At 72.5% G+C, this 12826-nt stretch carries 11 protein-coding genes; 3 read left to right on the forward strand and 8 right to left on the reverse strand.

The genetic code is table 11. From position 1 onward, the window contains the following. Positions 1–296: 296 nt before the first annotated feature. Genes mmsA through iolC form a run of 5 tightly spaced genes read right to left on the reverse strand, consistent with a single transcriptional unit; the run spans position 297 to position 6440 of the window. Complete coding sequence (gene mmsA / locus V7E45_RS26470; protein WP_333776710.1) at positions 297–1799, reverse strand: CoA-acylating methylmalonate-semialdehyde dehydrogenase; 1503 nt, start codon at positions 1797–1799, stop codon at positions 297–299. Between the two features lie 15 nt (positions 1800–1814). Next, entirely contained in the window at positions 1815–3701 is a 1887-nt protein-coding gene (gene iolD, locus V7E45_RS26475) for a 3D-(3,5/4)-trihydroxycyclohexane-1,2-dione acylhydrolase (decyclizing) (protein WP_333776711.1), read from the reverse strand. Continuing rightward, positions 3698–4537, reverse strand: coding sequence for a 5-deoxy-glucuronate isomerase (iolB, locus tag V7E45_RS26480; protein ID WP_333776712.1), 840 nt, complete (start codon positions 4535–4537; stop codon positions 3698–3700). Before iolB ends, iolD begins: the two co-directional genes overlap by 4 nt. Before the next feature lie 8 nt (positions 4538–4545). Continuing rightward, positions 4546–5430 carry a Cgl0159 family (beta/alpha)8-fold protein gene (locus V7E45_RS26485; RefSeq protein ID WP_333776720.1) on the reverse strand — a complete coding sequence of 295 codons (885 nt, stop codon included), beginning with the start codon at positions 5428–5430 and terminating at the stop codon, positions 4546–4548. Between the two features lie 59 nt (positions 5431–5489). Beyond that, positions 5490–6440: a 5-dehydro-2-deoxygluconokinase gene (gene iolC / locus V7E45_RS26490; protein WP_333776713.1), complete on the reverse strand. Its 951-nt coding sequence runs from the start codon at positions 6438–6440 to the stop codon at positions 5490–5492. Between the two features lie 126 nt (positions 6441–6566). Between iolC and V7E45_RS26495 the strand changes: the two genes are divergently transcribed. Next, positions 6567–7481 carry a sugar phosphate isomerase/epimerase family protein gene (locus tag V7E45_RS26495; RefSeq protein WP_333776714.1) on the forward strand — a complete coding sequence of 305 codons (915 nt, stop codon included), beginning with the start codon at positions 6567–6569 and terminating at the stop codon, positions 7479–7481. A gap of 36 nt (positions 7482–7517) precedes the next feature. Here the strand turns inward: V7E45_RS26495 and V7E45_RS26500 are convergent, their stop codons facing one another. Continuing rightward, on the reverse strand, positions 7518–7718 hold the full coding sequence (locus V7E45_RS26500) for a MerR family transcriptional regulator (protein ID WP_020940182.1): 201 nt from the start codon (positions 7716–7718) through the stop codon (positions 7518–7520). A gap of 312 nt (positions 7719–8030) precedes the next feature. On the opposite strand from V7E45_RS26500, the gene V7E45_RS26505 reads away from it, so the two are divergent. Then, complete coding sequence (locus V7E45_RS26505) at positions 8031–8594, forward strand: GNAT family N-acetyltransferase (RefSeq protein WP_333776715.1); 564 nt, start codon at positions 8031–8033, stop codon at positions 8592–8594. Here V7E45_RS26505 and V7E45_RS26510 read toward each other — a convergent pair. Together V7E45_RS26510 and V7E45_RS26515 are read right to left on the reverse strand one after the other, a co-directional pair. Next, positions 8575–9618, reverse strand: coding sequence for a zinc-dependent alcohol dehydrogenase family protein (locus V7E45_RS26510; protein ID WP_333776716.1), 1044 nt, complete (start codon positions 9616–9618; stop codon positions 8575–8577). The two genes, V7E45_RS26505 and V7E45_RS26510, sit on opposite strands and share 20 nt — an antisense overlap. Positions 9619–9649: 31 nt before the next feature. After that, positions 9650–11872 (reverse strand): MMPL family transporter, encoded by a 2223-nt coding sequence (locus tag V7E45_RS26515; protein ID WP_333776717.1) that lies wholly within the window; start codon positions 11870–11872, stop codon positions 9650–9652. A gap of 177 nt (positions 11873–12049) precedes the next feature. Here V7E45_RS26515 and V7E45_RS26520 point away from each other — a divergent pair, with 177 nt between their 5' ends. Then, positions 12050–12697, forward strand: a complete 648-nt coding sequence (locus tag V7E45_RS26520) for a TetR/AcrR family transcriptional regulator (RefSeq protein WP_333776718.1) — start codon at positions 12050–12052, stop codon at positions 12695–12697. The last annotated feature ends 129 nt before the right edge of the window (positions 12698–12826 follow it).

Genomic DNA, 12826 nt, shown 5'->3' on the forward strand with positions numbered 1-12826 from the left:
GGCGTGCATAGAGAACCCCGACGAAAACCACCCCGTCAATGGCTGTTTACCTTCGAAATCCGCAATCGGCAAGCGTCCGACGCCACATCACTTTCTTAGGCCGTACCGGAAAATAGGAGCATCCATCAAGCCCATGCGATGCATGACCTTGCTTTCTAAGGCATAAAGCCACTGCACCCTTAGTCATCCGTTTAATCCCGCAAGAACGGGAACCGCAGCCAGGGCTGCAAAAAAATGTCAGGCCGTCCGGATTCCGGACGGCCTGACATGGGCCGGAGGCGACCTCCGGGTGACGCTCAGTGGTTGCGCGGGAAGCCCAGGTCCACGCCCGCGGGGGCGTCGGCCGGGTCGGGCCAGCGCGTGGTGACGACCTTGCCGCGGGTGTAGAAGTGCGTGCCGTCGTTGCCGTAGATGTGGTGGTCGCCGAAGAGCGAGTCCTTCCAGCCACCGAAGCTGTGGTAGCCGACCGGGACCGGGATCGGCACGTTCACGCCGACCATGCCGGCCTCGATCTCCATCTGGAAGCGGCGGGCGGCGCCGCCGTCCCGGGTGAAGATCGCCGTGCCGTTGCCGAACGGCGAGGCGTTCATGAGGGCCACGCCCTCCTCGTAGGTGTCCACGCGCAGCACGCACAGCACAGGGCCGAAGATCTCGTCCTGGTACGCCTTGGCGCTGGTCGGCACCTTGTCCAGCAGCGAGATGCCGATCCAGTGCCCGTCCTCGAAGCCCGCCACGGTGTGACCGGTGCCGTCGAGCACGACCTCGCAGCCCTCGGCCGCCGCGCCCTCGACGTAGGAGGCCACCTTGTCCCGGTGGGCCTTGGTGATCAGCGGGCCCATCTCGGAGGCCGGGTCGTCGCCGGGACCGATCTTGATCTTCTCGGCCCGCTCGCGGATCTTCTCCACCAGCTCGTCGCCGATGGAGCCGACCGCGACGACCGCGGAGATGGCCATGCAGCGCTCGCCCGCCGAGCCGTAGGCCGCCGAGACCGCGGCGTCCGCCGCCGCGTCCAGGTCGGCGTCCGGCAGGACCAGCATGTGGTTCTTGGCGCCGCCGAGGGCCTGCACCCGCTTGCCGTTGGCGGAGGCCGTGGTGTGGATGTAGCGGGCGATCGGGGTCGAGCCGACGAAGGAGACGGCCTTGACGTCCGGGTGCTCCAGCAGGCGGTCCACGGCCACCTTGTCGCCCTGCACCACGTTGAAGACACCGTCGGGCAGACCGGCCTCGGAGAGCAGTTCCGCGATCTTCAGGGAGGCCGACGGGTCCTTCTCGGACGGCTTGAGCACGAAGGTGTTGCCGGTCGCGATGGCGATCGGGAACATCCACATCGGGACCATCGCCGGGAAGTTGAACGGCGTGATGCCGGCGACCACGCCGAGCGGCTGGCGGATGGAGGAGACGTCGACGCGGCTGGCGACCTGCGTGGACAGCTCACCCTTGAGCTGGACGTTGATGCCGCAGGCCAGGTCGACGATCTCCAGGCCGCGCGCCACCTCGCCGAGCGCGTCGGAGTGCACCTTGCCGTGCTCGGCGGTGATCAGCTCCGCGATCTCGTCCCGGTGGGCGTCAAGCAGCGCGCGGAACCTGAACAGGATGGTGGTGCGCTGGGCCAGCGAGGACTGGCCCCAGGTCGCGAAGGCGTCCTTGGCCGCCGCGACGGCCGCGTCCACCTCCTCGACCGACGCGAACGCGACCTTGGTGGTGACCGCGCCGGTCGCCGGGTCCGTGACCGGCCCGTACGTGCCCGACGCGCCTTCGGCGGTCTTGCCGCCGATCCAGTGGTTGACGATCTTCGTCATGCCCAGAAACTCCTTTTACAGATGGCGGCGTCGGGTCGAGACGTGCCGTTCGTACAGCTCCCGTGCCTTGACCGCGGACGATCGGGTCGCGGTCTCGGCCACAGGAACATCCCACCAGGCCTGCGCCGGAGGCGCGCCCGACACAGTGTCGGACGTTTCGGTCTCCACGTAGACACATGTGGGAGTGTCGGCGGCCCGTGCCTCGGCGAGCGCCGCGCGCAGGTCCCGTACGGTCTTCGCGCGCAGCACCCGTATACCCAGGCTGGCCGCGTTGGCCGCGAGGTCGACGGGCAGCGGGGCGCCGGTGTAGGTGCCGTCGTCCGAGGTGAAGCGGTAGGCGGTGGCGAACCGCTCGCCGCCCACGGACTCCGACAGACCGCCGATGGACGCGTAGCCGTGGTTCTGCACCAGCAGGATCTTGATCGCGATGCCCTCCTGCACGGCGGTCACGATCTCCGTCGGCATCATCAGGTAGGTGCCGTCGCCGACCAGCGCCCACACCTTCCGCTCGGGCGCGGCGAGCTTCACCCCGATGGCGGCCGGGATCTCGTAGCCCATGCAGGAGTAGCCGTACTCCAGGTGGTACTGGTCGTGCGAGCGCGTCCGCCACAGCTTGTGCAGGTCGCCGGGGAGCGAGCCGGCCGCGTTGACGATGATGTCGGACTCGTCCACCAGGGCGTCGAGGACGCCGATGACCTGCGGCTGGGTCGGCCGGACGTCCGGTTCGTCCGCCTCGAAGCAGGCGTCCACCCGCTGCTCCCAGCGCTCCTTGTCCTCGGTGTACTCGGTGACGTAGGAGCCGGCGGCCGAGTACCCGTGCACGATCAGCGCCTCGGTCAGCTCGGACAGGCCGCTGCGGGCGTCGGCGATCAGCGGCAGCCCGGCCAGTTTGTGCCCGTCGAAGGGCGCGATGTTGAGGTTGAGGAAGCGGACGTCCGGATGCGTGAAGAGGGTGCCGGAGGCGGTGGTGAAGTCGGTGTAGCGGGTGCCCACCCCGATCACCAGGTCCGCGGTGCGGGCCAGCTCGTCGGCGGTCGCGGTGCCGGTGTGCCCGACGCCGCCGACATCCTGCGGGTGGTCGTGGCGCAGGGAGCCCTTGCCGGCCTGGGTGGAGGCGACCGGGATGCGGGTGGCCTCCGCGAACTCGGCGAGGGCCTCCTCGGCGCGGCTGTGGTGGACCCCGCCGCCCGCGATGACGAGGGGCCTGCGGGCCGCCCGGACCGTCCGGACCGCCTCCGCCAGTTCGGCCGGGTCCGCGCCGGGGCGCCGCACGGTCCACACCCGCTCGGCGAAGAACTCCTCCGGCCAGTCGTACGCCTCGGCCTGGACGTCCTGCGGCAGAGCGAGGGTGACCGCGCCGGTCTCCACGGGATCGGTGAGGACCCGCATGGCCGCCAGCGCGCCGGGGATCAGCGCCTCCGGCCGGGTGATCCGGTCGAAGTACCGGGAGACCGGGCGCAGGGTGTCGTTGACCGAGACGTCGCCCGCGTGGGGCACCTCCAGCTGTTGCAGCACCGGGTCGGCCGGGCGGGCGGCGAAGACGTCGCCGGGCAGCAGCAGGACCGGGAGGTGGTTGACGGTCGCGAGGGCGGCGCCGGTGACCAGGTTGGTGGCGCCCGGGCCGATCGAGGTGGTCACCGCGTGGGCCGACAGCCGGTTCGACTGGCGGGCGTAGCCGACCGCCGCGTGCACCATGGCCTGCTCGTTGCGGCCCTGGTGGAAGGGCATGGCGCCGGCGTACTGGACCAGCGCCTGGCCGAGGCCGGCCACGTTGCCGTGCCCGAAGATGCCCCAGGTGGCGCCGATCAGCCGCTGCCTGCGCCCGTCCCGTTCGGTGTACTGGGCGGTGAGGAAGCGGACGAGTGCCTGCGCGACCGTGAGCCTCGTCGTCGAGGTCGTCATCGGTACCCCCCTGTGCTCGCTGTGTGGTCCGGGTGGAAGCGGATCCGCCACTCGCGGTTCTCGCCGGGTCCCGCCATGACGTTCAGGTAGTACATGGCGTGGCCCGGCTGGGCGATCGACGGGCCGTGCCAGCCGTCGGGGACGAGCACGGCATCGCCGGAGCGGACCTCGGCGAGGACGTCGGAACCGCCCTCGCGGGAGGGGAATACGCGCTGGTAGCCGAAACCGTTCGGTCCGTCGATCTCGAAGTAGTAGATCTCCTCCAGCACCGACTCCTCGCCCGGCCGGTGCTCGTCGTGCTTGTGCGGCGGGTACGAGGACCAGTTGCCGCCGGGGGTGATCACCTCGACGGCGATCAGCCGGTCGCAGTCGAAGACGTCCGCGGCGGCGAAGTTGCGCACGTGGCGGGCGCAGCCGCCGCTGCCGCGCCGCTCGACGGGAACCTCCGGCGCGGGGCCGTAGCGGGCGGGGAGTCGTCGCTCGCACTTCGCTCCTGCCAGGGCGAAGCGGCCTCCCGCGCCGGAGGCGATCTGGACCCGGGCGTCCCTGGGCGCGTACGCGAAGTCGGATGCCTCCGCGAACACGCTCTGTCGGCCCTGGAGTTGGAACTCGACCTGCTCAGTCGACGTGGTCTCGATTTGTACGGTACATCCGCCTTGCAGTGGAAGGACGATCCATTCGCTGTCCCCGGTGGTGAACGTATGCGTACCGTCCGGCGTCAACTCCACGACACGCAGGGCGCTGTGGGTCCAGCCGGCCCGCTCGGGGGCGATGTCGACGGCGTACCGGGCGTTCGCGGCGGCGCCCCGGGGCAGGTGCAGTCCGGTGCTGGTCATGCGGTCCCTCACAGCAGTCCGACGGCGGTGTCCACGGCGGCGGCCACGTCGCCGTCCGCCGGGTACAGCAGCGACCGGCCGGCCACCAGGCCGCGCACGGTGGGCAGTTGGAGCGCCCCGCGCCACTTCTCGTACGCGGCGACCTGGTCCTCCGGGGAGTCGCCGACGTCACCGCCGAGCAGCACGGCGGGCAGGGTGGAGGTCTCCATGACCCTCGCCATGTCGTCCGGGTCGTCGGTGACCGGCACCTTCAGCCAGGTGTAGGCGGAGGAGCCGCCGAGTCCTGAGGCGATGGCGATGGAGCGGGTGACCGCCTCGGCGGACAGGTCGTTGCGCAGCGTCCCCTCCGGGGTGCGCCGGCTGATGAACGGCTCCACGAACAGCGGCAGCCGGCGCGCGGCCATGTCGTCGACGGCGCGGGCGGTGGACTCCAGGGTGGTCAGGGAGCCGGGGTCGGCGTAGTCGATGCGCAGCAGCACCTTGCCGGCGTCGAAGCCGAGGCGCTGGATGTCCGCGGGGCGGTGGCCGGTGAAGCGGTCGTCCAGTTCGAAGCTCGCGCCCCGCAGGCCGCCGCGGTTCATCGAGCCCATGACGACGCGGTGGTCGAGGGCACCGAGCAGCAGCAGGTCGTCCAGGATGTCGGCGGTGGCGAGGACGCCGTCGACACCGGGCCTTGACAGCGCGAGGCACAGGCGTTCCAGCAGGTCGGCGCGGTTGGCCATGGCGAGCCGGCGGTCGCCGACGCCGAGCGCGCCACGGGCCGGGTGGTCGGCGGCGATGATCATCAGGCGGCCGCTCGCGGTCAGCAGCGGGCGGCGGACCCGGCGGGCGGCGGCCTCGGCGATCGCCTCGGGGTGGTGGGTGCGGGTGTGCACCAGCGCCGCGACGTCCACCCGGGGCCGGCGGGCCGCGTCCCCGCCCTCGGTGTGGGCGCCCGCCACCCGGCCGGCCCTCACCGCACCGCTCCGCTGTCGAGCGCGGCGGCCACCTCGTCCGGGGTGGGCATCGCGGAGGAGCACTCCAGGCGGGAGGCGACGATGGCGCCGGCCGCGTTGGCGTGCCGCATGACGGTCTCCAGGTCCCAGCCCGCGAGCAGTCCGTGGCACAGGGAGCCGCCGAAGGCGTCGCCGGCGCCCAGGCCGTTGAGGACGGTGACCGGCAGGGGCGGGACCTCGGCCGACTCCCCGGAGGCGCTGACCGCCAGGACCCCTTTGGGCCCCTGTTTGACCACGGCGAGCTCGACCCCGGCGGCCAGCAGCGCGCGGGCCGCCGCGTGGGGCTCGCGCACCCCGGTGGCGACCTCCACCTCGTCGAGGTTGCCCACGGCGACGGTGGTGTGGCGCAGCGCCTCGGCGTAGTAGGGGCGGGCCTGGTCCGGGTCGGTCCAGAACATGGGCCGCCAGTCGAGGTCGAAGACGGTCGTGCCGGACCTGGCTCGGTGGGCGAGGGCGGCGAGCGTGGCCGTGCGGCTCGGCTCCTCGCTCAGGCCGGTGCCGGTGACCCAGAAGACGCGGGCGTCCCGGACGGCGTCCAGATCCAGCTCGCCGGGGTGGATCTCCAGGTCCGGGGCCTTGGGCCGGCGGTAGAAGTAGAGCGGGAAGTCGTCGGGCGGGAAGACCTCGCAGAAGGTGACGGGCGTGGGCAGGCCGGCCACCGGGGTGACCCAGCGGTCGTCGACGCCGAAGCCGCGCAGGGCCTCGTGCAGATAGGCGCCGAAGGGGTCGTCGCCGGTGCGGGTGATCACGGCGGTGCGGCGGCCGAGGCGGGCCGCGGCGACCGCGACGTTCGTCGCCGACCCGCCGAGGAACTTGCCGAAGGACGACACCTGGGCGAGCGGGACGCCGGTCTGCAGCGGGTAGAGGTCCACTCCGATCCGCCCCATCGTGATCAGGTCGTACGCCATCGGCATCCCTTCGTCACGGCTCTCCCCCGGCTTTGTAGTCCTGTCCGCCGAACCCTGTCAATGTTTTGTCCGGACATTCGGACGAGAGCTTGACACCTCCTTCCGCGGCCCCGCACGCTGGCGGCCATGACGTCCTTGCCCCCCTCCTCACTGTCCCGTATCCGGATCGGTTCGGCGCCCGACTCCTGGGGTGTGTGGTTCCCGGACGACCCGCGGCAGGTGCCCTGGCGGCGCTTCCTCGACGAGGTCGCCGACTCGGGCTACGAGTGGATCGAACTGGGCCCCTACGGCTACCTGCCGACCGATCCCGCGGTGCTCGCCGAGGAGACCGCCCGGCGCGGTCTGCAGGTGTCGGCCGGCACGGTGTTCACGGGTCTGCACCACGGGGCCGCCGTGTGGGACGCGACCTGGGCGCACGTCAGCGACATCGCCGCCCTGACCCGGGCCATGGGCGCCCGCCACCTCGTCGTCATCCCGTCCTTCTGGCGCGACGACAAGACGGGCGAGGTGCTGGAGCCCGACACCCTCGACCCGGGGCAGTGGCGGGACCTGACCTCGCTGACCGAGCGCCTCGGCCGCGAGGTACGCGAGCGGTACGGCCTGACGGTCGTCGTCCACCCGCACGCGGACACCCACATCGACAGTGAGGAGAACGTCGCCCGCTTCCTCGACGGCACGGACCCCGACCTGGTGTCGCTGTGCCTGGACACCGGGCACTACGCGTACTGCGGCGGGGACAGCGTCAAGCTGATCGAGACCTATGGCGAGCGGATCGGCTATCTGCACCTCAAACAGGTGGACCCGGAGATCCTGGCCGACGTGCGCGCCAGCGGCACGCCGTTCGGCCCGGCGGTCGCCCGGGGCGTGATGTGCGAACCCCCGTCCGGCGTGCCCGACCTGGAACCGGTGCTGCGGGCCGCGCAGCGGCTGGACGTCGACCTGTTCGCGATCGTCGAGCAGGACATGTACCCCTGCGAGCCGGAAGCCCCGCTGCCGATCGCCCGGCGGACCCGGGCGTTCCTGCGGTCGTGCGGGGCGTAGGGCCGCCGCGGGCCGCGCGGGCACGGGTCCGTGAGGTCAGTCCCCTCTTCGGCCCCGGTTGCCCGGCCGGGAGGCGACCCAGGTGCGGACGGTGTCCGCGTACCAGTAGGGCTTGCCCCCCTCCACATGGTCGGGATCGGGCAGCAGGCCGTGCTTGCGGTAGGACCGCACGGTGTCCGGCTGCACCCGGATGTGTGCCGCGATCTCCTTGTAGGACCAGAGCCTTCGGTCGGTCATGAGTCGCACCTCCCTGCGCGCGCCGCGGCGGCGGCCGGGGGCGGCCGTCGGGGGAGCCGGGCGCTGCGCCGGCGATCACCAAGCCTGTGCCCGGTGAACGACGCTCCGTGACGAAGCGACTACGGCTGTCGACCGGGTGTGACAGAGAGCCCGCGTACACGCGACATGTGTGACGAGAGGCGGGCGTTTGTGACGCACTCGCAGCAAAGGCGGGCCCCGGTGTCCGGGCGGGTCGCGTTGACACGGGGCACCCGGGCCGGCCCTCGGGAAAAGGACCTGTGCACCGCCTGCCGCGTGCGGCACAGTCGTCCCATGAGCTTCTCCGTCAAACCCGTCCTGACCGGCCGGAAGACCGTGCTGCGGCCCTTCACCGAGGCCGACGCCGCCACCATGGGGGAGATCGTCGCCGACCCCGAGGTCATCCGCTTCACCTTCGAGCCGTCGACCGACCTGACCGAGCAACGGCTGCGGTCCTGGTACGGCTCCCGGGCCGGCGCCCCCGACCGTCTCGATCTGGCCGTCACCGACCCGGACACCGGGGAGGTGCTGGGCGAGGTCGTCCTGTACGGGTACGACCCGGACGGCCGCAGCTGCACCTTCCGCACCCTCATCGGTCCCCGGGGCCGGGGCCGGGGCATCGGCACCGAGGCGACCCGGCTGATCGTCGCCCACGGCTTCGGGGAACTCGGACTGCACCGGATCGAGCTGTCGGCCTACGCGCACAACCACCGGGCCCTGCGCGTCTACGAGAAGGCCGGCTTCGTGGTCGAGGGTGTCCGGCGCGAGGTGCAGCTCCGGGACGGCGTCTGGGCCGACGAGGTGATCATGTCGATCCTCGACCGCGAGTGGGCCGCGCTCAGCGCCACGGCTCGATGACCGTGACCCCCGCTCCGGGCGCGGCACCCATGGCGGCGAGGGCCGCCGGGGCCTCGTCGAGGGCGATCGTCCGGGTCACCAGCAGGTCAGGGCGGAGCACCCCGGACCTGACCAGCTCCAGCATCCCGGGGTAGGCGTGCGCGGCCATGCCGTGGCTGCCGAGGAGTTCGAGCTCCAGGGCGATGGCGCGGGCCAGCGGGACGGGGGTGGTGCCGTCCGCCGAGGGCAGCAGGCCCACCTGGACGTGCCGGCCCCGGCGGCGCAGGGAGCCGACGGAGGCCGCACAGGTGGCGGGCGAGCCGAGGGCGTCGAGGGAGAGGTGGGCGCCGCCGCCGGTCAGCTCGCGGACGGCGGCCGCCGGGTCGGCCAGGCCGGTCGCGTCCACGCAACCGGCCGCGCCGAAGGTCCGCGCCAGGTCGAGCGCCTCGGGCGAGACGTCGACGGCGACCACACGGGCCCCCGAGGCCGCCGCGATCATCACCGCCGACAGGCCGACCCCGCCGCAGCCGTGCACCGCGACCCACTCCCCCGCCGCCACCCGGCCCTGGCGCACCACCGCGCGGAAGGCGGTGGCGAAGCGGCAGCCGAGGCCGGCGGCCGTGGCGTACGCCATCCCGTCGGGGACGGCGACCAGGTTCACGTCGGCGTGGTCGAGGGCCACGAACTGGGCGAAGGAGCCCCAGTGGTGGAAGCCCGGCTGGGTCTGGCGCTCGCACACCTGCTGGTCGCCGGCCGCGCAGGACGGGCAGCTGCCGCAGGCGCAGACGAAGGGCACGGTGACCCGGTCGCCGGGCCGCCACCCGGTCACCCGGGACCCGACCGCCTCGACCACACCGGCGAGTTCGTGCCCCGGCACATGGGGCAGGGTGATGTCCGGGTCGTGCCCCATCCAGCCGTGCCAGTCGCTGCGGCACAGCCCGGTCGCCTCGACGCGGACCACGACCCCGTGCTCCACGGGCTCCGGGTCCGGCACCTCCCGTACGGCGGCCGGCTCCCCGTACTGCTCGAACACCACGGCTCTCATGCGCCCCACCCTTCCACGGCGGCCCGCGGCCTCACACCCCGGCCGTCTCCTTCACCTCCGCGGGCGCGGCCGGTTCGCCCTCGCTGAGCCCGAACCTCCGGTGGAAGCGGCGCAGCGGGGCCGGGGCCCACCAGGTGGCGCGGCCGGTGAGCCGCATGATCGCCGGGACCAGCAGGCTGCGCACGACCATCGCGTCCATCAGTACCGCGAGGGCGATGCCGAGGCCGAGCATCTTGGTGTTGGTCACCCGGGAGGTGCCGATGGCGACCATGACGACCGCGAGGATGACCGCCGCCGCCGTGATCAGCCCGCCGGTGCGCTGGAGGCCGTGGCGGACCGCCTCGTTGTGGTCGCCGGTGCGGTCGTACTCCTCCTTGATGCGGGAGAGGAGGAAGACGCCGTAGTCCATGGAGAGGCCGAAGGCCACGCAGAACATCAGGACGGGCAGGGTGGTCTCGATCGAGCCGGGGCTGGTGAAGCCGAGCCACCCGGAGAGGTGGCCGTCCTGGAACACCCATACCACCGCGCCGAACATCGCCGTCAGGCTGAGCGCGTTGAGCACCACCGCCTGCAGGGGTATCAGCACGCTGCCGGTGAGCAGGAAGACCAGCAGCAGGGTGACGATCGCGATGAACGCCCCCGCCCAGGGCAGCCGTTCGCCTATCGCGTGCTTGGAGTCGACCAGCACGGCGGCCGTGCCGGTCACCTCGGTGGTGAACGGGGCCTTCAGCGCGCGCAGGTCGCCGACCAGCCGCTGGGCCGCGTCGTCGACGGCCTCTCCCCTGGGCTGCACGGTGAAGTAGGCCGTGTCGCCGTGGACCAGCGGGCCCTCGACCCGGACCACCTCGGGCAGGGCGGCGACCCGCTCCTTGTAGGCGGCGTACTGCGTCCCGGTGGCCCGGCCCTCGGCGAGGACCTCCAGGCCACCGCCGGGACTGCCCGGGAAGCCGTCCCGCAGGTGCTGCTGGACCACGTGCGACTCGGCGCTCGACGGCAGCTGACGGTCGTCGGCGGTGCCGAACCGCACGCCCGTGAAGGGCAGGCCGAGGATCACGAGCAGGACGGTGGTGCCGAGGGCGAAGACCGGGGCGCGGCGCATCACGAGCGTGGCCGTGCGGGCCCAGGCGGTGCCCTCGGTGCCGGGCTGCCCCGGTTCCCGGCCCCGGCGCAGCAGGCGGCGCAGGTCGAGGGAGTTGACCCGGTGGCCGAGCAGGACGAGGGCCGCCGGGAGCAGGATCAGGGCGGCCGCCGCCGCGAGCAGGACCACGGCGATGCCGGCGTAGGCGAAGGACCGCAGGAAGTACTGCGGGAAGACCATCATGGCGGCCAAGGAGACCGCCACGGTGAGGGCGGAGAACAGCACCGTGCGCCCGGCCGTGCGCAGGGTGGTGCCGATCGCGGTCAGCGGGTCGGCGCCGGCGGACAGCTCCTCGCGGTAGCGGCGGACGATGAAGAGGGCGTAGTCGATGGCGAGCCCGAGGCCGAGGGCGGTGGTGAGGTTCAGCGCGAAGACCGAGACGTCGGTGAAGGCCGTCAGGCCGCGCAGTACCGCGTTGGTGCCAAGGATCGCGACGATGCCGATGCCCAGCGGCAGCAGGGCGGCGACGGCGCTGCCGAAGACCATCACGAGCAGCACGAGGGTGATCGGCAGGGCGATCATCTCGGCGCGGGTGAGGTCCTCCTTGATGGTCGTCTGCATCTCGTGCCGTACCGCGACGATGCCGCCGACCTTCACCCGGACCGGGCCGTGCGCGCCCCGGTACCGGGGTGCCAGGCGGTCCAGGGTCTTGCCCATCGCGTTCTCGTCGCCGGTGATGCGGGCGGCTATCAGGGCTTCGTGGCCGTCCTTGGCGCGCAGGGCGGTCGCCGCGGCGGGGGCGGCCTGCCAGTAGGAGCCGACGCCGGTCACGCCGTGCTCCGCGCTCAGCCGCGCGGCGAGCCGGCGGGCCTCGGCGGCGACCGCCGGGTCGTCGACCGAGGCGCGGCCGGAGTCCACGAGCAGGAGCAGGTTGGGCTGGGAGTCGGGGAACCCGCGCTCCAGCGCCTTGGTGGCGTAGGTCGACTCGGCGGCCGGGTCCTCCCAGCCGCCGCTGCCCAGGTGGTCCGCGACCCCGCTGCCGGCCAGCACGGCGAGCGCGGTGAGGACGAGGGCCACCAGCAGCGACAGGCGCGGGCGGGCGGTGACGAAGCGGGTCCAGCCGCCGGGCGGGGGCGGTCCGTCCTCGCCGGGTGTCGCCTTGTTGACTTCGGTCATCGTGCGGTGTCCCCTTCACCGTGACCCACATCTGTGCAGGCAGGCGTCTGTGCAGGCAGGCAGCATGGGTCGGTCATTGCCAATAAACTGGCAAACACGAGAGAGCGCTCGCGTTCCCCCAGAATGCGAGCGACCGCTCGTGTTTGTCAATCGCCTGCGAAGGGCTGGGGATCACGCGTGTCCGACACCTCGGAGACCTCGGAGAAGGAACAGCCGCGCCGCCGCCAGGCGCGCGGCGAGCGCCGCATCGCCCAGTTGCTCGCCGCCGCCGCCCAGGTCTTCTGCACCAGCGGCTACACGGCCGCCAGCACCAACGCCATCGCCCGCGAGGCGGGCGTCTCACCGGGCACGCTCTACCAGTTCTTCCCGAACAAGGAGGCGATCGCCGTCGAGCTGGGCGACCGGCTCATGCACGAGATGCGGGAGACCTACGGCGAGGCGCTGGCGCCCGTCGACCCCGCCACGCCCCTGGAGGAGGCCGTCGGCGCCGCCGTCGACCGGTTCATCGCCTTCAACACCGCGCACCCGGTGTTCTTCGCGCTGATGCACGGCCCCGACATCCCGGGCGGGATCACCGACGCCCACGACCAGTTGCACGCCACCCTGATCGACCGGGTCGAGGGCCTGCTGACCTCGCTCCTGCCCGACGCCCCGGCCGCCGACGTCACCCGCACGGCCCACGTGTGCCTCGGCATCTACAAGGCGGGCCTCGAACTGGTCCTCGGCCACGAGGGCGCCGAGCGCGCGGCCTACGTCCAGGAGGTCAAGAACGTGCTGATCCGCTACCTCGAACCCCTGGTGGGCGACCGGCTCGGCCGTACGTGACCCCTCGGCGGTTCCCGGACTGCGGCCCGGGGTGCATCTGCCTACAGTGCGGATAGATCACCCCGCAGGAGCCCGAGGGGGACCCCGTGACCCACTCCCCGCCGCCCGGCATGCCCCGGGCCCGTATCC

The organism is Streptomyces sp. IBSBF 3136, assembly GCF_036815105.1.
Lineage (GTDB): Bacteria > Actinomycetota > Actinomycetes > Streptomycetales > Streptomycetaceae > Streptomyces.